The sequence below is a fragment of the Inquilinus sp. NPDC058860 genome (assembly GCF_042743185.1).
Lineage (GTDB): Bacteria > Pseudomonadota > Alphaproteobacteria > DSM-16000 > Inquilinaceae > Inquilinus.
In genome coordinates, this window is sequence record NZ_JBHYMS010000040.1 from 33,060 (window position 1) to 57,532 (window position 24,473).

Below are 24,473 nucleotides of genomic sequence, written 5' to 3' on the forward strand. Positions count from 1 at the left end.
GAGGCGAGGCCGGCGAAGCAATGACGATGGAAAGGCTCAGCCGCGTTGGTCGATTCCGGCGGCCTCGGCGGCCAGGCCGATGGCCAGCAGCCGGGCGTCGTCGCCGGCGGGGGCGGACAGCAGCAGGCTGGTCGGCAGGCCGCGCTGGTCCAGCCCGGTCGGCAGGGCCAGGCCGCAGGTGGTCAGGACGTTGCCGATCATGGTGTTGCGCAGGCTGCGCAGGTTGACCTGGTGGTACAGCTCGACATCGGCCTCCAGCGGCGCGATCTCCGGCGCCGCATGCGGCACGGTGGGGAAGGCCAGCAGGGCGCCGTCCAGCTCGGCCGCCAGCGCCGGGCTCAGCCGCCGCCGCATGGCCTGGATCGCCAGCAGGTCGAGGGCCGTCATCCGCTTGCCGTTGACGATGCGCGAGGTGATGCGCGGGTCGACGCGCGCCGCGTCCGGCCCCTCCATCAGCTCGCGGTGGAAGGCATAGGCCTCCGCGGCGGTCAGCGAGCCATGGGCGGCGCCGACCGCCGCCATCTCGTCGATGATGGCGATGCGCCGCCGCTCGACCTTGGCCCCCGCGGCGGCCAGGGCGGACAGGGCCCGCTCGAAATTCGCGACCACGCCGTCCTCGGCCTGGTCGAACACGCTATTCTCCGGCACCACCAGGTGCAGGCCGGACAGCTCGGCCCGGCGGATGTCGGTGGCGACGGCGCCGCGCAGCGCGGCATCCAGCAGGATGCAGTCCTCCACCGTCCGGGCCAGCGGGCCGACCGAATCCAGGGTCTGCGACAGCGGGAACACGCAGGTCTTGTCGATCCGGCCCTCGGAGGTCTTCAGGCCGACCAGCCCGTTGAAGGCGGCGGGGATGCGCACCGACCCACCGGTGTCGGTGCCGATGGCGCAGGGGGCCAGGCCGCGCGCCACCGCGACGGCGGACCCGGAGGAGGAGCCGCCGGGCGCCCGCGGCGTCGCCGCGTCGAACGGGTTCAGCGGCGTGCCGTAATGCGGGTTGATGCCGAGGCCGGAATAGGCGAATTCGCTGAGATTGACCTTGCCCAGGCTGACCATGCCGGCGGCGGCCAGGTGGCGCGCGATCGGCGCGTCCGCCGCGGCCGGCGTGGCGTGGCGCCGCACCTCGGCCCCGGCGGTGGTGACGGTGCCTTCCAGGTCGACCAGGTCCTTCCAGGCTACCGGCACGCCGTCCAGCGGCCCGCGCGGCCGGCCGGCGCGGTAGCGCTTCAGGCTCGCCTCCGCCTCGCCCCGCGCCCGCGCCTCGGTCAGGGTCAGGAACACCGCCTGGTCCGGGCAGGCGCGGATGCGGTCGAGGAAGAACTCGGTCGCGGCCACCGGGTCGGCCGCGCCGGCGAGGTACAGGCGGCCGAGGGCGGCGGCGGAGATCTGGGACAGGTCGGTCACAGGCGATGGTTCCACGGCCCCGGATACCATCGCCCCGGCGGGCCGCCGGCCGGGCGCGATCCGCTACTCGACCAGCCGGCGCCGCGTTTGTCGAGTGCGGTGTTCCGCGCCTACACCGTCAGCGCGAACACGCGCAACCGATGGCCGTCGGGGTCGAGGGCGACGAAGGTGTGGCCGAAATCCAGCGTGGTCGGCGGCTGCGGGATCGGCAGGCCGCGGCCGCGCCACTCGTCATGCAGCGCATCGACCGTCGCGGCATCGGCGACGCTGAAGCCGATCTCGCCGCCGCCGCCGGCCGCCGTCGCCGCCGGCTCGACCGTATGCCGCGACCACAATCCCAGCTTCGCTCCGCCGTCGAGCAGGAACAGGGCGAAGGTGGGCGAGGATTCGACTGGCTCGCGGCCCAGCAGCCCGGCATAGAAGGCGGCGCTGGCCGGCGGGTTGTCGACATAGAGCAGGGTGTAGCTCGGGATGGGCATCGGGTTCTCCTGGGTGACGACGGCCCCAGGATGCGCACCCCATGCTGTCAGTTTCCGGCAGCAGTCAATCGCGAGCCGAAATCCCCTGGATCTCCCGCCACTCCTTCAGCAGCGCCTGGCGCCGGCGCGGGTAGCGCGCCTCGATCGCCGCCAGCTCGAGGATCCGGTCGGTGCGGAAGTGGCGGAAGCCCTGGCGCAGCTCGCACCACGCCACCACCATGCGGACCTGGTCGAAGAAGCCGAGGGCGAAGGGCCAGATCACACGCCGGGTCTCCGCCCCCTCCGGGCCGCGATAGGCGATGGCCAGCTTGCGCTCTGCCCGGATCGCCCGGCGCACGGCGGCAAGGTCGATGCTGCCGCCGGCGATCGCCTGGCCGGGGCCGACCAGCAGCGCGGTGGCATCGAGGCCCTGGCGCAGGTCGTCCGGCAGCACCGCGGCGATCTTGGCCAGCGCGTTGCGGGCGGCGGCGCCCAGCCGGTCGTCGGCACGCTGGCCGACCCAGCGCGAGCCCAGCACCAGCGCCTCGATCTCGTCCTCCGAGAACATCAGCGGCGGCAGCATGAAGCCGGGCCGCAGCACATATCCCAGCCCCGGCTCGCCCTCGATGTCGGCGCCCTGGGCCTGCAGCGTGGCGATGTCGCGGTAGAGGGTGCGCAGGCTGATCCCGGTCTCCGCCGCCAGCATGCGGCCGCTGACCGGCCGGCGGTGGCGGCGCAGCACCTGGATCAGATTCAGCAGGCGTTCGGATCGCGACACGGCCCCTCCCCTCGGAGAGGCGATGCTGCCAGAAGATGGCAGCAGCGTCAGGGCCTGATCACCTGCCCTTGCGCGGTCCCTTCCACAGCGTCGACATAGGCGCGGGCGACCTCGGCCGCGGGCGTGCCGCCGCCCCGGTCCATCGCCTGCAGCGTCTCGCGCACCCAGCCGGGGCTGACGGCGTTGACCCGAAGGCCGCGCGGCAGCTCCAGCGCCGCGGCGCGGACGAAGGCCTCCAGCCCGGCATTGACCAGCGCGCCGAAGGCGGCGCCGGCCATCGCCGGATCGATGGTTCCCGCGGTCAGGGTCAAGGACCCGCCGTCGCGCAGATGCGGCAGGGCCAGCCGCAGCAGCGCCACCTGGCCCAGCAGCTTGCCGCGCAGCCCCTGCAGGAACGCCTCGTCCGGCGCGTCCAGCGGCGCCATCCGGGCGCTGGCGGCGCAGCAGAGCACCGCGTCGACCGGGCCGGTCGATTCCAGCAGCGCCGCGATCGAGGCCGGCTTCTCCATGTCGACCGAAGGCGACTCGCCGCGCGACGCCCGCACCACCTCATGCCGCCCCTCCAGCGCTGCCGCGACCGCCGAACCGATCGTGCCGCCGGCGCCGATGACGATGATCTTCATGGCGTCTCCTTCCGTGTCGGCCCCGAGGATGCGGCCCCGCCTCTCCGAGGAGAATGGCCCATCATCTTCAATGGCTGTGAAGCAGACGATGCACAGTATGCGGCAGCGACTTCACCGGCGCCTCAAGCCCCTCGACGCCGGTTGGCCGAGGAGGCGATGGCGATCCCGCCCAGCACCACGAGGCCGCCGGCGATCTCGCGCAGCCCGACCGTCTCGTGCAGGATCACGACGCCCAACAGCACGGTCCAGACCGGAGTCAGATAAGCGTTCATCGATCCCAGCGTCGGCCCGGCCAGGCGCAGGATCTGCATGTACAGCGCGATCGGCAGGGCGGTGGAGAACGCGCCGAAGGCCAGCAGCTCCAGCCCGTGCGCCGGCACCGCGGCGAAGGCGGCGGGGCCGGTGACGGCCAGCACCCAGACCATGGTCGGCAGGCCGGAGAACACCTGCTGGCCCAGCGCCAGCCGGACCGGCTGCGGCGCGGGAATGCCGCGGACATAGATCACGCCGACGGCATAGCTGGCGGCCGTCGCCAGCATGGCCAGCGGCCCGAACAGCCCGCTGTCGGCGACCGCGGCGGGGCCGATCAGGATGGCCATGCCGGCGAAGCCGGCCAGGACGCCGCCGGCGCGCCGGCCGGTCAATCGCTGATCAGCGAAAAGCACGTGCGCCAGCACCGCCACCATCAGCGGGCTCGACGCCGCGATCAGCGCCGCCAGCCCGGCCTCGGTGTCGGCCAGGGCATAGGCGGTCAGCGTGTTCGGCACGATGCCCTGCAGGATGCCCAGCACGATCCAGTCGCGCCATTCCCGGCCGCGCGGCAGGATGTTCTGGCCACGGGCCAGCAGCCACAGCGCCAGCAGGCCGCCGCCCAGCACGCCGCGGATCGCCGTCAGCGGCATCGGCGCGATGTCCGTCCCCAGCACCTTCATCAGCAGATAGGCGGTGGCCCACAGGAAGGAGCACAGCAGCAGCAGGCCCAGCAGCGGCGCACTGCCGGGACGGGCGACGGTGTCGGCGGACGGGCTCATGCGCGCCCGTCTGGCCTGGTGTCGAGTTGAATCATCCGCCGCTTCCTCCCGTCGGGCCGGCAGGATGGCGGAACTCCGGCTGGGCGGGAAGGGCTCTCAGCCCTCCAGCAGCGGCGCCACGGCGACGCTGCGGCCGCTGTCGATGCTGTCCAGCGCGGCGACGCCGCACAGCACCGCCAGCGCCCCGGCGCGGGCATCGGCGCGCAAGCCCAGCGGATCCGGCAGGCTGGGGCGGAACAGCATCGCCTGCATCTTCGGGTCGCCGCCCCAATGGCCGCCTTCCTCCTGCGGCACCCAGATGTGCTCGACCGCGCCGAAGTTGCGCATCAGCAGGATCTCGTCGGCCGGCGGCGTGGTCCAGGCCTGGCGCTCGTACTGCCGCACCTCGATCCGCCCCTTGGTGCCGTTGAAGGCCAGATGGTGACCCTCGATCGGCATGAAGGTGTTGAGCGAGTAGGAGACCTGGACGCCGTTCCGGTAGCGCAGTGCCGCGCTCATCGTGTCCGGGATGTCGATGTCCTCGCGGAACACGCAGGCGTCGCGGACATAGCCGTCCTCGCGCGACGGGTCCTCGTACAGCATGGTCAGCCAGGCATCGGACGAGATGTCGACGTGGAAGTCGCACTCTCCGGCCCGGGCGCAGCCCTTGCAGCGCGTGCCGCGGAACGGGCCCTTGCGGCCGTAATGGCGCAGCTCGCCACGGGCGAACACCTCCTCGGGCTCGGAGGCGAGGTACCAGTTCAAGAGGTCGAAATGATGGGTCGCCTTGTGCACGAACAGGCTGCCGGAATTGGCCCGGTAGGCGTGCCAGCGGCGGAAATAGTCGGCGCCGTGCTTGGTGTCGAGATACCAGTGGAAGTCGACCGACACGACGTCGCCGATGGCGCCGTCCAGCAGCAGCTGCTTGATGCGCTGGGAGGTCGGGGCATAGCGGTAGTTGAAGGTGACGTCGACCCGGCGTCCGGTCCGCTTCTCGGCGGCCAGGATGCGGCGGCACTTCTCCGCCGTGGTCGTCATCGGCTTCTCGGTGATGGCGTCGACCCCGGCCTCCAGCGCCTGGACGATGTGGTCGTCATGGGCGCTGTCCCGGCTGCACACCATCAGCCGGTCCGGCCGGGTCTCGCGCAGCATGGCGCCGAGATCGGTGAACACCGGCGCGTCGACGCCGATCGCCGCCCGCGCCCGCTCCAGCCGCAGCGGGTTCTGGTCGCACAAGCCCACCATCTCGACCACGTCGCCGACCTGGGCCAGCAGTTCCCGGCCCCAGGTCCCGGCGCCGCGATGGCCGGTTCCGACCAGCGCGACCTTCGTCTTGCCCATTTCCGCCTCCAAACCCCGTTACAGGGTGCAATGCGAGTGATAACGCTCGACGCAGGTCCGCAAGACCTCGTCGCCCGGGCGCTTCCACCAGGTCTCGGCCGAGAAGATCTCGACCTCCTGCGGCCCGGCGAAGCCGGCGGCCTCGATCGCGGCGCGGATGCCGCGCAGGTCGATCACCCCGTCGCCCATCATGCCGCGGTCCAGCAGCAGGTCCATGGTCGGCACCAGCCAGTCGCAGATGTGATGCGCCAGGATGCGCCCCCCGGCGCCGGCCCGGGCGATCTGCGGCATCAGCTCCGGGTCCCACCAGACGTGGTAGACGTCGATGGCGACGCCGATGCCCTCGCCCAGCAGGTCGCAGATGTCCAGCGCCTGCTTCAGCGTGTTCACGCAGGCGCGGTCGGCCGCGTACATCGGGTGCAGCGGCTCGATCGCCAGCGGGACGCCGCTGGCCCGGGCATGCGGCAGGATGGCGGCGATGCCGTCGGCCACCATCTGCCGGGCGGCGCCGATGTCGCGCGACCCGGCCGGCAGCCCGCCGACCACCAGCACCAGGCAGTCGGCGCCCAGCTCTGCCGCCTCGTCGACCGCGCGCCTGTTGTCGTCGATCGCGGCCTGGCGTGCCTCCGGGTCGCCGGCCGGGAACATGCCGCCGCGGCACAGGCCGGTGACCTTGAAGCCGTTGTCGCGCACGATCCGCGCCGCCTCGTCGAGGCCGATCTTCTGCACCTGGTCGCGCCAGGGGGCGATGGCGGTGATGCCGTGGCCCAGGCAAGCCTCGGCGGCCTGGCGCATGTCCCATTGCTGGCGGACGGTGGCGAGGTTGATCGACAGACCCTCGGTGGGCATCAGTCAGGTCTCCAGGGATCCGTCGGCCATGGCCGACCAGTCGGGGGTGAGGGCGGTGCCCAGGCCGCGTGCGGCCAGCACCGAGCCGATCGACAAGCGCCCGCCGCGGATGCTCAGGCGGGCGCGGCGGCCTGCGTCGGCGTAGAGGTCGGGATGGGCGGCCAGGAAGGCTTGCTGCTCCGTCACCGGCGCGCCGGCCATGCCGTCGACATAGTGGTGGCCGTTGCGCTCGACATGGCCGGCGCCGCCCAGCGCCGCCAGCACCAGGTCCTGCTGCAGGGCGACGCCGCCCTGGGTGGTCAGGTCCTCGGCCGACAGGAAGTAGCGGACACCGTCCTCGGCGCTCCATTTGGCGATCCGGGCGCGGTTCAGCAGCGCCCGGTGGAAGCCCTTGCAGGATTTCGACGAGATGCCGCGATAGCCCAGGGTTCTGGCGCGCGGGAACACGCCGATATCCGCATCGGACTCGTCGATCTCGACCGGCACCCGCTCGGCCAAGGCGTGGATCGGCTCGGCCAGCGCCCGGGCGCGGGCGATCGGCTGCTCCAGGAACAGCACCGCGGAATGGAGACGGGCCAAGGCGGGGTCGGCGGTGAGGCGGTCCCAGAACTCCGCCACCGGCCCGGCCTCGGCGAACTGCTCGTTGCCGTCCAGGGTGACGCGATAGTCGGGCAGCCGGTCCAGCACAGCGGCGATCCGGCGCAGCCGGTCCAGGTCGGACTCGGCCTGGCCGCTCAGCTTCAGCTTGAAATGGCTGTGGCCATAGGCGGCGACCGCCTGCTCCAGGCTCTGCGGCAGCCCGTCGTCCAGGGGCTCGGCGATCTCGGCGGTGGTGATCGGATCCGCCAGCCCGACCGTATGCCGGGCGTGCAGGGTGCCGGAAGGCGCCAGCCCGGCCAGGAACAGGCCGAGGTCGAAATCGCCCAGGTCTGGCGTGGTGGCCGTGGTCAGCCCGATCCGGTTGGTGCGAACCGCGGTGACAGCGTCGATATCCTCGATCCGGCACAGCGCGTCGATCACGGCGCGGTCGAACAGGGCCAGGCCGAAGGAGGCGATCAGCCCGCCCAGCCCCTCCGCCGCGCAGGCGGCGTGCTGGCGCGGCTCGATCGCGGTGCTCAGGGCGAAGGCCGGGGCAGGGCGCTCCTCGAGGTAGAGCGGGCGGGCGAGGGCGAGCGACCGGCGCAGCTGGTCGAAGTTCTGCTGCTCGGTCAGGGCCCGGTCCTTGTCGAACCATTTCGGCACCATCAGCTCGGCGGCCTGCCCCTCGGCCCGGCGGCCGTCCGCGGCCTCGACCATCAGCCGCAGGAAGGCCTGGGGCGCGCCGGTGACGGTGGCGGCGCCGAAGCGGAACGGCAGCCGGAACCGCACCGGCCGCTCGTACAGCCGGGCCTCGACGACGCGCAGGCGGGGAGCGGTCACGATCGGCTATTCCACCCCACCCACCGCCAAGACCTTGCGCATGCGTTGCGCCGCCAGCTCCGGGTCGCGCAGCACGCGGGCGGCGTCGGCCAGGCGGAACAGCTCGGCCAGGTGCGGCAGCGACCGGGTGCTCTGCTGGCCGCCGATCATCAGGAAATGGTCCTGCAGCCCGTTGAGATAGGCCAGGAACACGACCCCGGTCTTGTAGAAGCGGGTCGGCGCCTTGAAGATGTGCCGGCTCAACGGCACGGTCGGCGCCAGGATCTCATGGAACCCGGCCTCGTCGCCGGCGGTCAGCCGCGCCAGACCGGCCGAGGCGGCGGGGGCGATGGCGTCGAAGATGCCGAGCAGCGCGTCGGAATAGCCCTGCTCGTCGCCGGCGATCAGCTCGGCGTAGTTGAAGTCGTCGCCGGTGTACATGCGCACGCCCGCCGGCAGCCGGCGGCGCATCGCGATCTCCTTCTCCTTGGACAGGAGAGAGATCTTGATGCCGTCGACCTTGGCGGCGCTGTCGCGGATCACGGCCAAGCAGGTGTCCATCGCCCGGTCGTGGTCGGCGTCGCCCCAATAGCCGGCCAGGGCCGGGTCGAACATCTCGCCCAGCCAGTGCAGGATCACCGGCTGTTTCACCTGGGATAGGATCCGGCCATAGACCCGGACATAGTCGTCCGGCCCGCGGGCCACGGCGGCCAGCGCCCGGCTGGCCATCAGGATCACCCGGCCGCCCAGGCCTTCCACCGCCTCGATCTGCTGCTCATAGGCGGCGATCACGTCGGCGATGGTGACGCCGGGGCCGGGCGGCAGGTGGTCGGTGCCGGCGCCGCAGGCGATCACCGCGCCCGGCCGCTCCTTCGCCCCGGCCAGGGCCCGGCCGATCAGCGCCTTGGCGGTCGGCCAGTCCAGACCCATGCCGCGCTGGGCGGTGTCCATCGCCTCGGCGACGCCGAGGCCGAGGTCCCAGAGATAGTGGCGGAAGGCGATGGTGCGGTCCCAGTCGACCGCGGCGTCCAGCCAAGGGTCGTTGTCGGCCAGCGGGTCGGCCACGACATGCGCCGCGGCATAGGCAATGCGATTGAAGGGGGGCCGGTTGAAGGCCGGGGCGCTGCCCGGCGCCGGCATCGGCAAGGGCGCGTTGCGGATGCTGTAGCTCTCGAGGCCGCCGCCGTTGCGAGGAAGGGTGAGGGCGACCATGGCTCAGCGCTCCAGCGCCGGCAGGTCGACCCAGCGCCGCTCGGCCCAGCTCTGCAGCCCGGCCTCGGCCAGCTGCACGCCCTTCACGCCCTCCCACAGGGTGTACTTCCAGGGCGTGCCGGCGACGACGTGGCGGATGAAATCCTCCCACTGCGCCTTGAAGCCGTTGTCGTAGACGGTGTTGTCCGGCACCTCTTCCCACTGGTCGAGGAAGTTCATGGTCTGCGGCTGGTCCGGGTTCCACACCGGGCGCGGTGTGTTCACCCGGTGCTGGGTGTAGCAGCGGGTCAGCCCGGCCACGGCCGAGCCATGCGTGCCGTCGACCTGGAAGGTCACCAGGTCGTCGCGCCGCACCCGCACGGCCCAGGAGGAGTTGATGTGGGCGACCACGCCGCCCTCGAGCTGGAAGGTCGCATAGGCCGCGTCGTCGGCGTCGGCGGCGTAGCGCTTGCCGGCCTCGTCCACCCGCTCCGGGATATGGGTGGCGCCGAGGCAGCTGACCGACTTGACCTCGCCGAACAGGTTGTCCAGCACGTAGCGCCAGTGGCACAGCATGTCGAGGATGATGCCGCCGCCGTCGCCCTTGCGGTAGTTCCAGCTGGGCCGCTGCGCCGCCTGCCAGTCGCCCTCGAACACCCAGTAGCCGAACTCGCCGCGCACCGCGAAGATCCGGCCGAAGAAGCCGGCATCCCGCAGCATGCGGATCTTCTGCAGCCCGGGAAGGTACAGCTTGTCCTGGACCACGCCGTGGCGGATGCCGCGGGCGTCGGCGTGGCGGGCCAGCCTGGTCGCGACGTCCAGCGTCTCGGAGATCGGCTTCTCGCAATAGACATGCTTGCCGGCGTCGATGGCGCGGGTCAGCAGCTCGGCCCGCATCTGGGTCGACCCGGCATCGAAGAACAGGGTGTCGTCGCGGTTGGCCAGGGCCTTGTCGAGGTCGCTGCCCCAGCGGGCGATGCCGTGGCGCTTGGCCAACTCCTCGACCTTCTCGGCGTTGCGGCCGACCAGGATCGGGTCGGGCATCACCTTGTCGCCATTGGGCAGCACCACGCCGCCCTGGTCGCGGATGGCGCAGATCGAGCGCACCAGGTGCTGGTTGTAGCCCATGCGGCCGGTGACGCCGTGCATGATGATGCCGAGGCGCTGGGTGGCCATTCTTCCCTCCCGTTGCGGCACGGGCGTCGATCCCGGCCTTGTTGTAACCAACTGGTTACTAGCGGACCACGGATCGGGCCCGCGCGTCAAGGGGTCGGCGCAGGGGTCAGGGCCGCAGCGAGGCCAGGATCATATGGGCGATATGGTCGCCCCATTCGGCCAGCGCGCGCGTCTCGGTCAGCTCGCGCCGGAAGATGGTCGACAGGGTGTAGCGGTTCGACAGGTAGAAGGCGCCCAGCGAGGCGATGCTGACATAGACCTTGACCGGGTCGGCATCGGCCCGGAACACGCCCTTGGCCGCGCCGCGCTCGAGCAGGTCGGAGATCACGGCGACCAGCGGCGAATGCAGGTCGAAGATGCGGGCGGACCGCTTCAGGTGCCGCGCCTTCATCAGGTTCTCGGTCTGCAGCAGGCTCAGGAACTCCGGGTGCTCGATGAAGTAGCGCCAGGTGAACAGCGCCAGCTCGCGGATGCCCTCGACCGGGTCGTGATCGGCCAGGTGCAGCTTGCTCTCGGCCGAGCGTATGGCGACATAGGCGCCTTCCAGCACCGCCAGGTACAGGGCCTCCTTGTCGCCGAAATAGTGGTACAGCATGCGCTTGTTGGCGCCGGCGCGCTTGGCGATCTCGTTGATCCGCGCGCCGCTGTAGCCCTTCTCCATGAACTCCTTCACCGCCGCCGCCAGGATCGCGGCGCTGGTGCGTTCCGGGTCGCGCACGGCCTTGGTGGCAGGGGGTTTCGGCTTATCTTTCGTCGGGGCGTCGGTGGTCTCGTCGCTGATGCTCACGGTTGGGCGGGCCTCGATTGTGGTCGGACGGCAACGCCGCACCGCCGGTGTTCGTGTTGACAGCCATCATCGCATCGATCTAGCTTGTAACCAACTGGTTATAAGATCGTCTCGCCGGCCTTCGGTCGAAGGCCTGCCTCAGGCACCAACCGACCACCGCTTGCAACGCCGCGCCGATCGACGGGGCGGGGCATCAGGAGGAACGCGATGACGCCGCTGCGGCCGACCCGCAGGCACGCCCTGGGACGCAGGATCAGCGCCGCCGGTCTCGCCGGTACTCGCGCGACATCGGACAGTATCGACTTCACCGCCGACAGGATCATGCCGCTGCCGCCGGCCAAGGGCGCCGGCGGGACGATCATCCCTGGCCGCAGCTGACCCCGACACCACCAGCGCCTTCGGAGAGAAGAGGCGCGAACGACAGGAGGAACACGAGATGGCGACGCTGATCACCGACCGCAGACAGGTGCTGAAGCTGGGCGCCGCCCTGGGCGGGCTGGCCGCCTCCGGGCTGCCGATGCCGGCGCTGGCCCAGGACAAGCGCGTGCGCATGTTCTGGTGGGGCTCGAAGGAGCGGGCGGATCGTACCGCCAAGGTCAACAAGCTGTACGAGGCCGCGCATCCGGGCACGGCGATCAACGGCGAGACGCTGGGCTGGCCCGACTACTGGCCGCGCCTGGCCACCCAGACCGCCGGCCGCAACGCGCCCGACGTGATCCAGATGGACTACCGCTACATCGTCGAATACGCCCGGCGCGGGGCGCTGCTGCCGCTCGACGAATACCTGCCGTCGGTGCTGAAGATCGAGGATTTCGGCAAGCCGGCGATCGATTGCGGCCGGGTCGAGGGCAAGCTCTACGGCGTCAATCTCGGCAACAACTCGACCGCCATCGTCTACGACGCCGAGACGCTGCAGCAGATCGGGGTCGAGGAGCCGGGCTGGGAGTGGAGCTGGGCGCAATGGGGCGACTGGTCGCTCAAGGTCGCCCAGGCCTCCAAGCGTGACGGGTTCTGGGGCATCGGCGACTGCGGCGGCATCGAGCCGGCGCTCGATTGCTGGCTGCGGCAGAAGGGCAAGGCGCTGTACACCGCCGAGGGCCGGCCCGGCTTCGACGCCGAGGTCATGGCCGAGTGGTTCGGTTTCTGGCACGAGCTGCGCCAGAAGAAGGCGATCCCGCCGGCCGACATCCAGGCGCTGGACAAGCAGTCGCCGGAGACCAGCATGCTGGCCCTCCTCCATTCCGCTGCGATCATCACCAACTCGAACCAGCTGGTGGCGCATCAGGTGCTGAGCAAGACCAAGCTGAAGATGACGATGCAGCCGAGCGGCGGCCCCGGTGCCAAGCCCGGCCAGTATCTGAAGCCCTCGATGCTGTTCAGCATCGCCGCGCGCAGCCAGGTCGCGGAAGAGGCGGTGCGCGTGGCCAATTTCTACGTCACCGATGTCGAAGCCGGGAAGGTGCTCGGCGTCGAGCGCGGCGTGCCGGCGTCGAAGACGCTGCGCGAGGCGGTGGCGCCGACGCTCGACGAGCTCAGCCGGGCGATGCTCGACTACGTCTCCTTCATCACCGACAAGGTCGGCGACCTGCCGCCGTCGCCGCCGAAGGGCGCCGGCGAGATCAACTTCCTGCTGAAGCGGGTCAACGAGCAGGTCGGCTTCGACCAGGCGTCGCCGGCCGACGGCGCCAAGCAGTTCGTCGACGAAGCCAACAGCATCCTCGATCGCGGGTGACGTCATGACCGTTGCGGTGCAGGCCTCAGGCAAGGTGGAACGGGCGCGAGGGAGGCGGCGGATCACATCCCGCACCCTCTCGGGCTACATGTTCCTGACGCCGTGGCTGATCGGATTCATCGGCCTGACCGCCGGGCCGATCCTGGTCTCGCTCTACCTGTCCTTCACCGATTTCGACCTGCTGCAGAGTCCGAACTGGGTCGGGGCGGCGAACTACGTCCGGATCGCCACCGCCGATCCGAAGTTCCTGTCCTCGATGCAGGTCACCTTCCTGTTCGTGCTGTTCGCGGTGCCCTTGAAGCTGGCCTTCGCCCTCGGCGTGGCGATGCTGCTGAACAAGGGCATCGCCGGGTTGCCAGTGTACCGCGCCCTGTTCTACCTGCCGTCGCTGCTGGGCGCGAGCGTCGCCATCGCGGTGCTGTGGCGGCAGCTCTTCGCCGGCAGCGGCCTGGTCAACCAGTTCCTGGCCCTGTTCGGCATCCAGGGGCCGAGCTGGATCTCCAATCCGAACTACGCGCTGTCGACGCTGGTCGTCCTCAGCATCTGGCAGTTCGGCTCGCCGATGATCATCTTCCTCGCCGGCCTGCGGCAGATCCCGCGCGACCTGTACGAGGCGGCGGCGATCGACGGCGCCACGCCCTGGAGCCGGTTCTGGCGCATCACCCTGCCGCTGCTGACCCCGGTGGTGTTCTTCAACGCCGTGATCCAGACGATCGAGGCGTTCAAGGCCTTCACCCCGGCCTTCATCATCAGCGAGGGCACGGGCGGGCCGATCGACTCCACCCTGTTCTACACCCTGTACCTGTACCAGGAAGCCTTCAGCAATTTCCGCATGGGCTACGCCTCGGCGCTGGCCTGGGTGCTGGTGGTGATCATCGCGCTGTTCACCGCCTTCTCCTTCCTCTCGGCGCGCTACTGGGTGCATTACGATGAGTGATATCACCCTCGAAAGCCCGGCCCGCCGCCCGCTGTCGCGGTCGCTGCTGATCCACATCGCGCTGTGCGCCTGCTCCCTGGCGATGCTGTATCCGCTGCTGTGGATGCTCGCCAGCTCGTTCAAGGACGACAGCCAGATCTTCTCCTCGGCCTCGCTGTGGCCGGAGAGCTTCAGCCTCGACGCCTATGTCCGGGGCTGGAGCGGGCTCGACATCAGCTTCGGCCAGTTCTTCTGGAACTCGGCGGTGATCTCGGTCCTGTCGGTGATCGGCAACGTCTTCGCCTGCTCGCTGACCGCCTTCGCCTTCGCCCGTCTGCGTTTCCCGGGCCGCAGCTTCTGGTTCGCGCTGATGCTGGGCACGCTGATGCTGCCCTATCACGTGACCCTGATCCCGCAATACGTGCTGTTCCTTCAGCTCGACTGGGTCGACACCTTCCTGCCGCTGGTGGTGCCGAAATACCTGGCCTCGGACGCCTTCTTCATCTTCCTGATGGTGCAGTTCTTCCGCGGCCTCCCGCGCGAGCTGGACGAGGCGGCGATGATGGACGGCTGCAGCCCGTGGAAGATCTACTGGAAGATCATCATGCCGCTGTCGAAGCCGGTCCTGGCCACGGCGGCGATCTTCTCCTTCATCTGGACCTGGGACGACTTCTTCGCGCCCTTGATCTACCTGAACGACATGGGTTCCTACACGGTCCAGCTCGGCCTCAGGAACTTCGTCGATTCCACCGGCAAGTCGGATTGGAGCGCGCTGTTCGCCATGTCCATCCTGACCCTGCTGCCGGTGTTCGTCTTCTTCCTGTTCTTCCAGCGCCTTCTGATCGAGGGCGTCGCCACCACCGGCCTCAAACGCTGAACCGGGACCCCCGAATGACCATCCGCTTCGCCGCCATCGGCATCAACCACAACCACATCTTCGGGCAGGTCGACGCGCTGCTCGGCGCGGGGGGCGAGTTCGTCGCCTTCCACGCGCCGGAGGACGACCTCGCCGGCCCGTTCCAGACCCGCTACCCGCAGGCGAAGCGCGTCTCCGACCCGCGCGCCATCCTGGACGACCCCTCTATCAAGCTGGTCACCTCGGCCGGCATCCCGGCCGACCGGGCGCCGCTCGGCATCGCCGTGATGAAGGCCGGCAAGGACTACCTCTCCGACAAGCCGGGCATGACCACGCTGGAGCAGCTGGCCGAGGTGCGGCGGGTGCAGGCCGAGACCGGCCGGATCTACTCGATCTGCTACTCCGAGCATTTCCAGACCCGGTCGACCGTGAAGGCGGGCGAGCTGGTCCAGGCCGGGGCGATCGGCCGCGTGATCAACACCGTCGGGCTCGGGCCGCACCGCCTCAACGCGCCGTCGCGACCGGACTGGTTCTTCCAGCGCGCCCGCTACGGCGGCATCCTGACCGACATCGCCTCGCACCAGTTCGAGCAGTTCCTGTTCTTCGCCGGCACGCTCGATGTCGAGGTCGCCTCGGCCGCGGTTGCCAACCGCGGCAACCCGGGAACGCCGGAGCTGCAGGATTTCGGCGAGGCGCTGCTGCGCAGCCCCGGCGCCACCGGCTACATCCGGATCGACTGGTTCACGCCGGACGGGCTGCCGACCTGGGGCGACGGGCGGCTGACCATCCTCGGCACCGAGGGCTATATCGAGCTGCGGAAGTATGTCGACCCGACCGGCCAGCCCGGCACCGACCACCTGATCCTGGTCGACGGCAAGGGCCTGCAGCGGATCGACTGCAGCAATGTCGAGCTGCCCTTCGGCCGGCAGCTGGTCGCCGACGTGCTGGAGCGGACGGAGACGGCGATGAGCCAGGAGCATTGTTTCAAGGCGATGGAGCTGGCGCTGACGGCGCAGGAGCTGGCCGAATCTCGCGAGGGGAGGGCCTGACCATGGCGATCCGCAACGTTGCCGTGATCGGCCTCGGCGTCGGCCGCGGCCATATCGCCGAAGGCTACGCCGCCCATCCGGACAAGTTCCGGGTCGAGGCGATCTGCGACCTGAATCCGGACCGCCTGACCGAGATCGGCGACGAGTTCGCCATCCCGGTGCGGACCACCCGCTTCGACGAGATCCTGCGCATGCGGGAGATCGAGGTGATCGACATCTGCACCCCGCCGACAGTGCATATCGGCCAGGTCCTGGCGGCGCTGGAAGCCGGCAAGCAGGTGATCTGCGAGAAGCCGCTGGTCGGGTCGCTGGCCGATCTCGACCGGGTGGTGAAGGCCGAGGCCGCGGCGCCGGGCCGGGTGATGCCGATCTTCCAGTACCGCTACGGCGACGGGCTGCAGCAGGCCAAGCGGATCGTCGAGGCCGGCATCGCCGGCAAGCCCTATCTGGCGACGGTGGAGACGCACTGGAACCGTGGCGCGAAGTACTATTCGGTGCCCTGGCGCGGCCGGCTGGACACCGAGCTGGGCGGCGTGCTGCTGACCCATGCCATCCATTCGCACGACATCATGACCTGGCTGATGGGGCCGGTGGCCTCGGTCTATTGCCAGACCGCGACCCGGGTGAACCCGATCGAGGTCGAGGACTGCGCCGTCGCCAGCGTGGTGATGCAGAGCGGCGCCCTGGTCTCGCTGGCCGCCACCCTCGGCTCGCAGGTCGAGATCAGCCGGCTGCGCTTCTGCTTCGAGAACGTCACCTTCGAAAGCGGGCTGAAGCCCTATGCCCCGGGGGACGGCCCCTGGCAGATCACCCCGGCCTCGCCTGAGATCGCGCAGCGGATCGAAGGGGCGCTGGCGGATTGGGAGCCAGTGCCGTCGCGCTTCGCCGGCCAGCTCGGCCGCTACCACAAGGCGCTGGAAACCGATGGCCCGCTGCCGGTGACCCTCGACGACGCGCGGCGGTCGCTGGAATTGGCGACGGCCTTGTTCCATTCTGCGGAGACCGGCCGGCCGGTCGAGCTGCCGATCGGCCGGGATCACCCGAAATACGCCGACTGGCGCCCGCAACCCAAGGCCGTGGCATGAGCCTGCATCCAGACCGCCTGTTCTCACCGGACCCGACCCAGCGCGGCATCGCCCGGCGCCTCTATGCCGAGGTCGCCGGGCTGCCGCTGATCAGCCCGCACGGCCACACCGACCCGGCCTGGTACGCGAAGAACGAGGCGTTCCCGGACCCGGCCTCGCTGCTGATCATCCCGGACCACTATATCTTCCGCATGCTCTACAGCCAGGGCGTGCGGCTGGAGGATCTCGGCGTGCCGCGGCGCGACGGCGGCCCAGTGGAGACCGATCCGCGGGCGATCTGGCGCCGTTTCGCCGAGCATTGGCACCTGTTCCGCGGCACCCCGACCCGGATGTGGCTCGACCACACCTTCGAGACCCTGTTCGGGGTGGAGGAGCGGCTGACGCCGGCCAGCGCCGACCGGATCTACGACCGCATCGCCGAGCGGCTGGCCCGGCCGGACTACCGGCCGCGGGCGCTGTTCGAGCGGTTCAACCTCGAGGTCATCGCCACCACGGAATCGCCGCTCGACCCGCTCGACCACCACCGCACCATCCGCGACAGCGGCTGGAAGGGCAGGGTGGTCACCGCCTTCCGCCCCGACCCGGTGGTGGACCCGGAGTTCGACGGCTTCCGCGAGGGGCTGCAGCGGCTCGGCGAGATCACCGGCGAGGACACGCAGTCCTGGCGCGGCTACCTCACCGCCCTGGCGCAGCGCCGTGCCTATTTCAAAGAGATGGGCGCGACCTCGACCGACCACGGCCACCCGACCGCGGCGACGGCCGATCTCGACCCGGTGCCGGCGGTGACGCTGTTCGAAAAGGTCGTCTCCGGCCGGTTCGAGCCGCAGGATGCCGAGCTGTTCCGCGCCCAGATGCTGACCGAGATGGCGCGGATGAGCCTCGAAGACGGCCTCGTGATGCAGATCCACCCGGGCTCCTTCCGCAACCACAACCCGACGCTGCAGCGCGAGTTCGGCCGCGACAAGGGCGCCGACATCCCGACCCGGACCGACTATGTCCACGCGCTGAAGCCGCTGCTCGACCGCTTCGGCAACGAGCGCGACCTGTCGGTGATCCTGTTCACGCTGGATGAGAGCACCTATGCGCGCGAGCTGGCGCCGCTGGCCGGGCACTACCCGACCCTGCGGCTCGGCCCGCCCTGGTGGTTCTTCGACAGCCCGGAGGGGATGCTGCGCTTCCGCGAGCTGGCGACCGAGACGGCCGGCTTCTACAACACCGTCGGCTTCAACGACGACACCCGCGCCTTCCCCTCGATCCCGGCCCGGCACGACGTGGCCCGCCGCATCGACTGCCGCTACCTCGCCCAGCTGGTGGCCGAGCACCGGCTGGACGAGGACGAGGCGGCGGAGGTCGCGGTCGACCTCGCCTACCGGCTGCCGAAGGCGGCGTACAAGCTGTAAGATCCGGCTTTGCAGGAGATCAGCGGGCTTCGGCCCAGGTCTCCTGCAGGTGGCGCCACAGCACCGCCTCCTCCCGGACTTCCAGCAGGGCGGTCGACCGCCGCAGGCTCTCGACGCCACGGACGCTCTGCCATTCGTCATAGGTGCACAGGCGGAAGCCGCCGGGCAAAGGGAGGCGCACGGCGGCGTCGCGGATCTCGATCCGGAACGGCGCGGCCGGGTCGGCATGCGTCCCGCGCGCCCGGCGCAGCCAGCCGGTCACCGCGGCCCGGTCCAGCACCGCGCCATCCGGGGTGATCAGCGTGAAGTCGGAGGGCCAGGCCGGCTCGATCCGGGCGAATTCCGCCGGATCGGTTGCCGCGTCGCCCAGCCAGCGCTCGAAGAACCGGTGCAGCCGTTCGATCTCATGGAGGCAGCGGTCGCCGATCGGGTCGCTCATGTCGGGGCCTGGTCCACAGCGTCTGATTGACTTTTGTCCGGTAAAGGTCCGGAGTCGGGGAACGATCCCCTTGCGCGTACTCCGTCGAGAACAGGTTTTCCCCCATCATGAATTTCCAGCCCGGCCGAAGCGAGGATGTTGCGGCCGTGGTCCCCGCGGCCGTGCACCCCGCCCCCCGGGATCGTCGCATCGAGATTTCGGCCCAGATCCTGGCCGGGCTTGCGCTGCTCGGCAGCCTGTGGTTCGGCCTGCTCGCCGCCCTGCTGGCGGGCCTGCTGATCCACGAGCTGGTGCACGCCGTGGCGCCGGCGTTCCGGCGCTTCGGCTTCCTGCCCAATATCGGACGCATCATCGCCCTCGGCCTGCTGACGGCGGTGCTGAGCCTGGCCGTGATCTTCGGCGTGGTCGAGCTGATCTCGGTCCTCACCGACCGGCCGGAGGGGCTGGTCGCCGTGATGCGCAAGATGGCCGAGGCGGTGGAGCGGGCGAGCCAGCAGCTGCCGCCCTGGATCGTCGCCTACATCCCGAACAGCGGCCAGGACCTCGACACCATGCTGGCGCAGTCCCTGCGCGACCATGCGCGGGACCTGCTGCGGCTCACCACCGATGTCGGGCGTGTCCTGGTGCATATCGTCATCGGCCTCGTGATCGGCGGCATGATCGCCATCGCCGACCTGACGGAGAAGCCCGGCCGCGGGCCGCTGGTCAGGGCACTGGCGGAGCGGGCCCGGCTGCTGGCCCTGTCGTTCCGCCGCGTGGTCTTCGCCCAGGTGCGGATCTCCGCCCTCAACACGGCGCTGACGGCGATCTACCTGGTCGTGGTCCTGCCGCTGTTCGGCGTCCATCTGCCGCTGACCAAGACCATGATCGTGGTCACCTTCGTCTGCGGGCTGCTGCCGGTGATCGGCAACCTGATCTCGAACACCGTCATCTCGATCATCAGCCTGAGCCTGTCGATCTATGTGATGTTCGGGTCCCTGGCGTTCCTGGTCCTGATCCATAAGCTGGAATACTTCATCAACGCCAAGATCGTCGGCACCCAGATCCATGCCAAGGCCTGGGAGATCCTGATCTCCATGCTGCTGATGGAGGCGGCTTTCGGCGTGCCGGGCGTGATCGCGGCGCCGGTCTTCTATGCCTATCTCAAGGTCGAGCTGGGGCGGAGCAAGCTGATCTGACGCTCCGCCCGAAGCCGGGCCTTACATCGGCGGCACCAGCCCGTCCTTGCCGACCTGGACCGCGTGCGAGACCAGCGACCCGTCGGCGCCCTTGACTGCGCTGACGATGACATGGGCGCCCTTGGTCAGCTGGTCGCGGCTGCCCGGCTCATAGGTGATCACCGGCACGTCGGGCGGCACCGTCAGCTTCGTCTCGACGCCCTGGTAGCGCAGCGTCACCACCCGGCCGTCGGTGCCCTCGACCGCGCCGGCGGTGGCGTTGGTCATGGTGCTGCCGGGCTTCAGGTCGAAGGGGTGCTGGCCTTCGCCGATGCCGCGCATGCTCTCCGGGAACACCTGCACCTCCAGGGCGCGCAGGCTGCCGTCGGGCTGCGGCATGGCGGCGCTGCCGACATAGCTGCCGGGCTTGATGTCGCGGATGTCGGCCGGGGCGATCGTCCGTACCGTGGCGTCGTCGGCCAGGGTGACGGTCGCGGTGCCGCCGCCGCGGGCGGCGATGGTCATCACCGGCCCGTTCACCGCCTCGATGGTGCCGCGGATGCGCTGCTGGGGCTGGCTCTGAGCCATGGCCGGCAGGGCCGACAGGGCTGCGAACAGGGCCAGGCCCAGGGTCGCGCTGCGCTTCATGATGCTGTCCTCGCTCGGGCGTCGACATCCCCTCGGAAGATCGATACGCCCCGAACCGGCGGGCGGTTACATGAATTCGCTCTCAGGACCCATGGCCGGAGCTCCGCGCCTTCCGCGCCAGGGCGATCAGCAGGGCGTCGTCGACGTCGTCGGACATCGGCAGCCCCTCGGCCTGGCGGAAGGCCGCGGCGGCATCGTCGGAGGCATAGCCCAGCGCCGCCAGCAGCCGCAGCGCCGCCGCGACCTTGGCCGTCGGCGACCGGGCGCCCAGCAGGGCGGCCGCGTATCGGGGCGCATCGTCCTGCTCCGCCAGCGAACGGGCGAACCAGATCACCGCCTCGATCTCGTCGCGCAGCACGCCCCGGCCCGTCTCGTAGGCGATGCCCAGCTCGTTCTGCGCCTCCGCATCCCCCTTCTCGGCGGCGATCCGGAACCAGCGCAGCGCCTCGGCATCGTCCTGGGCGACGCCGCGCCCGGTCTTGAAGTGGCGCCCCAGATGATAGGCGCCCCGCGCATCGTCCTGGTCGGCGGCGAGGCGATAGAGGCGCAGCGCCTTGACGTCGTTTTGCGCCGTGCCACGGCCCTCCTCGTACATCCGGCCGAGATTGACCTGGGAATAGGCATAGCCCCGGTCGGCCGAGCGGCGGTACCAGCGCAGCGCCTCGGCATCATCCTCGGCCACGCCGCGGCCATGCTCGTGCATCCAGCCGAGATTGGCCTCGGCGCGGGCGTAGCCCTGCTCCGCGGCCAGGCGATACCAGCGCACCGCCTCGGCGTCGTCCCTGGGCACGCCCCGGCCGTCGCGATAGAGGTCGCCGAGATCGGTCCGGGCCCGCGCCAGGCCCTGATCGGCGGCGAGGCGGTACAGGCGGGCGGCCTCGGCCTCGTCCTTCGCCACGCCGCGGCCGTGCTCGTACATCCAGGCGAGGTTGCTCCGGGCATGGTCGTAGCCCTGATCGGCGGCCAGCCGGTACCAGCGCACGGCCTCGGCGTCGTCCTCCGCCACGCCCTGTCCCGTGTCGTAGAGGATGCCGACGGCGTTCTGGGCCTCGGCATAGCCCTGCTTCGCGGCCAGGCGGTACCAGCGCATCGCCTTGGCGTCGTCCTCGGCCACGCCGCGGCCGTCATTGTACATGGCGCCGAGCTCGGCCTCCGCGCGCGCATAGCCCTGGGCCGCCGCCCGCCGGTACCAGCGCACCGCCTCGGCCGCATCCTGGGCCACGCCGTGGCCGCTGTCATACATGAAGGCCAGGTTGGTCTGCGCCCGGGCCAGCCCCTGCTCGGCGGCAAGGCGATACTGGCGGACGGCCTCGGCCTGGTCCTCGGCCACGCCGCGCCCGACCTCGTACATCCAGCCGAGATTGGTCCGGGCCTCGGCATTGCCCTGCTCCGCGGCCAGCCGGTAGAGGCGCACCGCCTCGGCATCGTTGCGCGGCACCCCGCGGCCGGACGTGTACAGGTTGCCCAGCAGGCGCCGGCCGGCGGCGGATCCGGCCTCGGCGGCGCGGCCGTACCAATAGGCCGCGGCGGCGGTGTCCGGGGGCGTGCCGCGGCCGTTCTCGGACATGTAGCCGAGGCTGACCTGGGCCGGGGCATAGCCCTGCTCGGCGGCCAGGCGGTAGAGGCGCACCGCCGCGGCCTCGCTCCGCTCCACGCCGCGCCCGTCCTGATACATGTAGCCGAGATAGGTCTGGCCGCGGTCGTAGCCCTGGGCCGCCGACAGCCGGTACCAGCGCACGGCCTCGATGTCGTCCCGGGCGACCCCGGCGCCGTCCCGGTACATGTCGCCGAGATAGGCCTGGCCCTGGGCGCTGCCCTGCTCGGCGGCCATCCGGTACCAGCGGACCGCCTCGGCGAGGTCCCGGTCGACGCCGTCACCGGCCTCGTAGCGATAGCCGAGCCGCAGCTGCGCCTCGGCATCCCCGGACTCGGCGGCCAGGCGCAGGCCTCGCTGCACCGCCTCGGGGCCCGTCGCGGTGATGGCCAGGATGTCGTCGGAAGGATCCGGCCCCGCGGATACGAAGGGCGACGGGGAGGCCAGGGCCGCCGGCGATGCCAGCAGGAGCCCCAGCACGAAACCATGAATGCGCATCTGAAATGACGGTTCGAGAAATCCCCCTTGGTCGCACCATCCTCATCGAAACCGGCCCCGCTGTCGATGCCGATCGTTCCGGGGTCGGTCGATTCCGGCTACGCCTTCCGGTCCGGCGCGCTGTCCGCCCAGCGGGCCATCAGGGTGTTGGACGGCAGGCTCTCGTCGACCAGCTTCTTCGCCGTCTCGATTCCGGCGACCGGCAGGCCCTTCGGATCCAGCAGGCCGATCTGGACCAGCACCGAGGCCTGGTCCCAGTAGATGTGCTCGTTGTACAGCCTGTCGCCGCGGAAGCGGACGATTGCGACCAGCGGAATCTCGACATAACGGCCGGTGGGCGGGATGCCGGGCAGCATCCAGTCGATCTCGACGTCGTGGGTGAAGCAGAACAGCATCTCGTCGACCAGCCGGTCGACGCCGACGGTGTGGCTGATCGGGACCAGCTTCGTGTCGGCCGGCGTCTTCGGGATGAAGTGGTTGGCGTAGAAGCGGTACAGGTCCGCTTGGCCCACGCCGCCGGTCATAGTCGGGATGTGGTTGACGTAGGGCTCGGCCACCATCGTCGCCATGGTGGCGCGGGCGTCGCGAGTGGCGAATTCCAGCTCCGTATGCCGCTCCCACAGCGCCGGCAGGTCGTAATGCGGCCCCAGCGCCCGGCGGAACACGGCCAGGCTGCGGGAATGAGCCATCAGCGAGGCCGGTTTGTCATAGGCCGCCCGGTCCGGCACGTTGAAGCCGTGGTCCGCGCCCGGATAGACGAAGATCTGCACGTCGTCGCGGCCGGCGAAGGCGTCGGCGATGGCGTCGCGCACCGCCGGCGGCAGGTGGCGGTCCTTCTCCGGGCAATGGAACACCATCGGGCAGCGGATCGCGTCGGCCTCGCCCAGCAGCGGCTCCAGCCCGGTGCCGTAATAGCTCACGGCAGCATCGACATGGTGGCGCGCGGCGGTCAGATAGGCCAGGCGCCCGCCCAGGCAGAAGCCCAGCGCGCCGACCTTGCCGCGGCATTCCGGCAGGCGCCGCAGCGTCGCCAGGGCGGCGCCGCAATCGGCCGCGGCGCGGTCGATGTCGAGGCGGCCCAGCAGGTCGCGGGCGCGGGCCACGTCCGCCTCGTCGTAGCCGAGGTCGACCTTCGGCTCCAGCCGCCAGAACAGGTCCGGCGCCAGCACCACATAGCCTTCCTCGGCGTAGAGGTCGGCCACCGCCCGGAGATGCGCGTTGACGCCGAAGATCTCCTGCAGCAGCAGGATGCCGGGGCCGGAACCGCTGGCCGGCACGGCGAGATAGCCCTGGAACCGGCCGCCGTCATCGGCCGTGATGTCGACCCATCTGCTGGTCATCGATCGATCCTCGCTGGCTCCGGCAGGGGCACCCTTCTTTGGGGCGCCGTCCGCGGCTATAGTTTAAACTTAAAGCAGATCGGGTGGCCACCGGCCGTGTTCAGGACTGACGCAGAATGATCGATGCCGAGACCGCGGTCGCCGACCGGCCCAAGGACCACCGCGTCGAGCTGCGGCTGTGGCTGCGGCTCTTGACCTGCACCACCATGATCGAGCGCGAGGTCAGGCGGCGCCTGGCCGAGAGCTTCGACACCACCCTGCCGCGCTTCGACCTGATGGCGCAGCTGTACAAGATGCGCCAGGGGCTGACCCTGGGCGAGCTGAGCCAGCGGCTGATGGTGTCGAACGGCAACATGACCGGGCTGGTCGAGCGGCTGGTCGAAGGCGGGCTGGTGGCGCGCGAGCAGTCGCGGGAAGACCGGCGCAAGCATGTCATCCGCCTGACCGAGGAGGGCGAGCGCCAGTTCGCCGCCATGGCCGCGGCGCATGGCGACTGGGTGGCCGAGATGACGGCCGGCCTCGAGACCGGCGAGATCGAGCGGCTGATGGAACTGCTCGGCCGCACCAAGGCCTCGGTCGCCGAAGCCACCCGCCCATGGGGGCGAGGCCGGGCCGAGTAGGAGCCGCTACTGGCGCGGCCGTCTGACGGCGGTTTCTGCGCTTCCGGTGCTCACGCACCCAAAGTGCGCTGCGCTCCGGTTCTCGAAACCACCGCCAGCCGACTCACGCCAGCGCGCCTCCTAT

General features: G+C 70.4%; 24 protein-coding genes. 9 read left to right on the plus strand and 15 right to left on the minus strand.

The genetic code is table 11. From position 1 onward, the window contains the following. Window positions 1-36: 36 nt before the first annotated feature. The 11 genes from ACFW16_RS24120 to ACFW16_RS24170 form a co-directional block, all read right to left on the minus strand. Window positions 37-1,404, minus strand: coding sequence for an amidase (locus ACFW16_RS24120; protein ID WP_380309806.1), 1,368 nt, complete (start codon window positions 1,402-1,404; stop codon window positions 37-39). A 110-nt stretch (window positions 1,405-1,514) separates the two neighbouring features. Beyond that, complete coding sequence (locus tag ACFW16_RS24125; RefSeq protein WP_380309808.1) at window positions 1,515-1,883, minus strand: VOC family protein; 369 nt, start codon at window positions 1,881-1,883, stop codon at window positions 1,515-1,517. 64 nt (window positions 1,884-1,947) lie between these two features. Further along, window positions 1,948-2,640: a helix-turn-helix transcriptional regulator gene (locus ACFW16_RS24130; protein WP_380309810.1), complete on the minus strand. Its 693-nt coding sequence runs from the start codon at window positions 2,638-2,640 to the stop codon at window positions 1,948-1,950. 47 nt (window positions 2,641-2,687) lie between these two features. Continuing rightward, window positions 2,688-3,263 carry a short chain dehydrogenase gene (locus ACFW16_RS24135; RefSeq protein WP_380309812.1) on the minus strand — a complete coding sequence of 192 codons (576 nt, stop codon included), beginning with the start codon at window positions 3,261-3,263 and terminating at the stop codon, window positions 2,688-2,690. A gap of 122 nt (window positions 3,264-3,385) precedes the next feature. Further along, complete coding sequence (locus ACFW16_RS24140; RefSeq protein ID WP_380309814.1) at window positions 3,386-4,294, minus strand: DMT family transporter; 909 nt, start codon at window positions 4,292-4,294, stop codon at window positions 3,386-3,388. 96 nt (window positions 4,295-4,390) lie between these two features. Beyond that, entirely contained in the window at window positions 4,391-5,614 is a 1,224-nt protein-coding gene (locus ACFW16_RS24145) for a Gfo/Idh/MocA family protein (RefSeq protein ID WP_380309816.1), read from the minus strand. A gap of 18 nt (window positions 5,615-5,632) precedes the next feature. Beyond that, window positions 5,633-6,463: a sugar phosphate isomerase/epimerase family protein gene (locus ACFW16_RS24150; protein WP_380309818.1), complete on the minus strand. Its 831-nt coding sequence runs from the start codon at window positions 6,461-6,463 to the stop codon at window positions 5,633-5,635. Window positions 6,464-6,466: 3 nt separating this feature from the next. Next, window positions 6,467-7,882 carry an enolase C-terminal domain-like protein gene (locus ACFW16_RS24155; protein WP_380309820.1) on the minus strand — a complete coding sequence of 472 codons (1,416 nt, stop codon included), beginning with the start codon at window positions 7,880-7,882 and terminating at the stop codon, window positions 6,467-6,469. Between the two features lie 6 nt (window positions 7,883-7,888). Beyond that, a complete protein-coding gene (locus ACFW16_RS24160) occupies window positions 7,889-9,073 on the minus strand; it encodes a dihydrodipicolinate synthase family protein (RefSeq protein WP_380309822.1) in 1,185 nt (394 codons plus the stop codon). A gap of 3 nt (window positions 9,074-9,076) precedes the next feature. Continuing rightward, window positions 9,077-10,228: a Gfo/Idh/MocA family protein gene (locus ACFW16_RS24165; protein WP_380309824.1), complete on the minus strand. Its 1,152-nt coding sequence runs from the start codon at window positions 10,226-10,228 to the stop codon at window positions 9,077-9,079. A 106-nt stretch (window positions 10,229-10,334) separates the two neighbouring features. Next, the gene (locus ACFW16_RS24170) at window positions 10,335-11,015 is read right to left on the minus strand and encodes a TetR/AcrR family transcriptional regulator (protein ID WP_380309826.1); all 681 of its coding nucleotides are present in this window, start codon (window positions 11,013-11,015) and stop codon (window positions 10,335-10,337) included. 207 nt (window positions 11,016-11,222) lie between these two features. Here ACFW16_RS24170 and ACFW16_RS24175 point away from each other — a divergent pair, with 207 nt between their 5' ends. Genes ACFW16_RS24175 through uxaC form a run of 7 tightly spaced genes read left to right on the plus strand, consistent with a single transcriptional unit; the run spans window position 11,223 to window position 18,053 of the window. After that, entirely contained in the window at window positions 11,223-11,393 is a 171-nt protein-coding gene (locus tag ACFW16_RS24175; RefSeq protein ID WP_380309828.1) for a hypothetical protein, read from the plus strand. A gap of 58 nt (window positions 11,394-11,451) precedes the next feature. Continuing rightward, entirely contained in the window at window positions 11,452-12,747 is a 1,296-nt protein-coding gene (locus tag ACFW16_RS24180; RefSeq protein WP_380309830.1) for an ABC transporter substrate-binding protein, read from the plus strand. A gap of 4 nt (window positions 12,748-12,751) precedes the next feature. Next, a complete protein-coding gene (locus ACFW16_RS24185) occupies window positions 12,752-13,684 on the plus strand; it encodes a carbohydrate ABC transporter permease (RefSeq protein WP_380309833.1) in 933 nt (310 codons plus the stop codon). Next, window positions 13,677-14,540, plus strand: coding sequence for a carbohydrate ABC transporter permease (locus tag ACFW16_RS24190; RefSeq protein ID WP_380309835.1), 864 nt, complete (start codon window positions 13,677-13,679; stop codon window positions 14,538-14,540). Before ACFW16_RS24185 ends, ACFW16_RS24190 begins: the two co-directional genes overlap by 8 nt. A gap of 14 nt (window positions 14,541-14,554) precedes the next feature. Beyond that, window positions 14,555-15,568, plus strand: coding sequence for a Gfo/Idh/MocA family protein (locus tag ACFW16_RS24195; RefSeq protein ID WP_380309837.1), 1,014 nt, complete (start codon window positions 14,555-14,557; stop codon window positions 15,566-15,568). A 2-nt stretch (window positions 15,569-15,570) separates the two neighbouring features. Continuing rightward, a complete protein-coding gene (locus tag ACFW16_RS24200) occupies window positions 15,571-16,653 on the plus strand; it encodes a Gfo/Idh/MocA family protein (protein ID WP_380309839.1) in 1,083 nt (360 codons plus the stop codon). After that, a complete protein-coding gene (gene uxaC, locus ACFW16_RS24205; protein WP_380309841.1) occupies window positions 16,650-18,053 on the plus strand; it encodes a glucuronate isomerase in 1,404 nt (467 codons plus the stop codon). The genes ACFW16_RS24200 and uxaC overlap by 4 nt, the downstream gene beginning before the upstream one ends. A gap of 19 nt (window positions 18,054-18,072) precedes the next feature. On the opposite strand, the gene ACFW16_RS24210 is transcribed toward uxaC, so the two are convergent. Continuing rightward, a complete protein-coding gene (locus tag ACFW16_RS24210; protein WP_380309843.1) occupies window positions 18,073-18,492 on the minus strand; it encodes a hypothetical protein in 420 nt (139 codons plus the stop codon). A 146-nt stretch (window positions 18,493-18,638) separates the two neighbouring features. On the opposite strand from ACFW16_RS24210, the gene ACFW16_RS24215 reads away from it, so the two are divergent. Continuing rightward, a complete protein-coding gene (locus ACFW16_RS24215) occupies window positions 18,639-19,670 on the plus strand; it encodes an AI-2E family transporter (protein ID WP_380309845.1) in 1,032 nt (343 codons plus the stop codon). 21 nt (window positions 19,671-19,691) lie between these two features. Here ACFW16_RS24215 and ACFW16_RS24220 read toward each other — a convergent pair whose 3' ends face one another. From ACFW16_RS24220 to ACFW16_RS24230, 3 genes are all read right to left on the minus strand, one after another. After that, a complete protein-coding gene (locus ACFW16_RS24220; protein WP_380309847.1) occupies window positions 19,692-20,297 on the minus strand; it encodes a DUF5666 domain-containing protein in 606 nt (201 codons plus the stop codon). 82 nt (window positions 20,298-20,379) lie between these two features. Further along, on the minus strand, window positions 20,380-22,389 hold the full coding sequence (locus tag ACFW16_RS24225) for a hypothetical protein (RefSeq protein WP_380309849.1): 2,010 nt from the start codon (window positions 22,387-22,389) through the stop codon (window positions 20,380-20,382). 98 nt (window positions 22,390-22,487) lie between these two features. After that, window positions 22,488-23,729 (minus strand): dienelactone hydrolase family protein, encoded by a 1,242-nt coding sequence (locus ACFW16_RS24230; RefSeq protein WP_380309851.1) that lies wholly within the window; start codon window positions 23,727-23,729, stop codon window positions 22,488-22,490. Between the two features lie 116 nt (window positions 23,730-23,845). On the opposite strand from ACFW16_RS24230, the gene ACFW16_RS24235 reads away from it, so the two are divergent. Beyond that, window positions 23,846-24,349: a MarR family winged helix-turn-helix transcriptional regulator gene (locus ACFW16_RS24235; RefSeq protein WP_380309853.1), complete on the plus strand. Its 504-nt coding sequence runs from the start codon at window positions 23,846-23,848 to the stop codon at window positions 24,347-24,349. The last annotated feature ends 124 nt before the right edge of the window (window positions 24,350-24,473 follow it).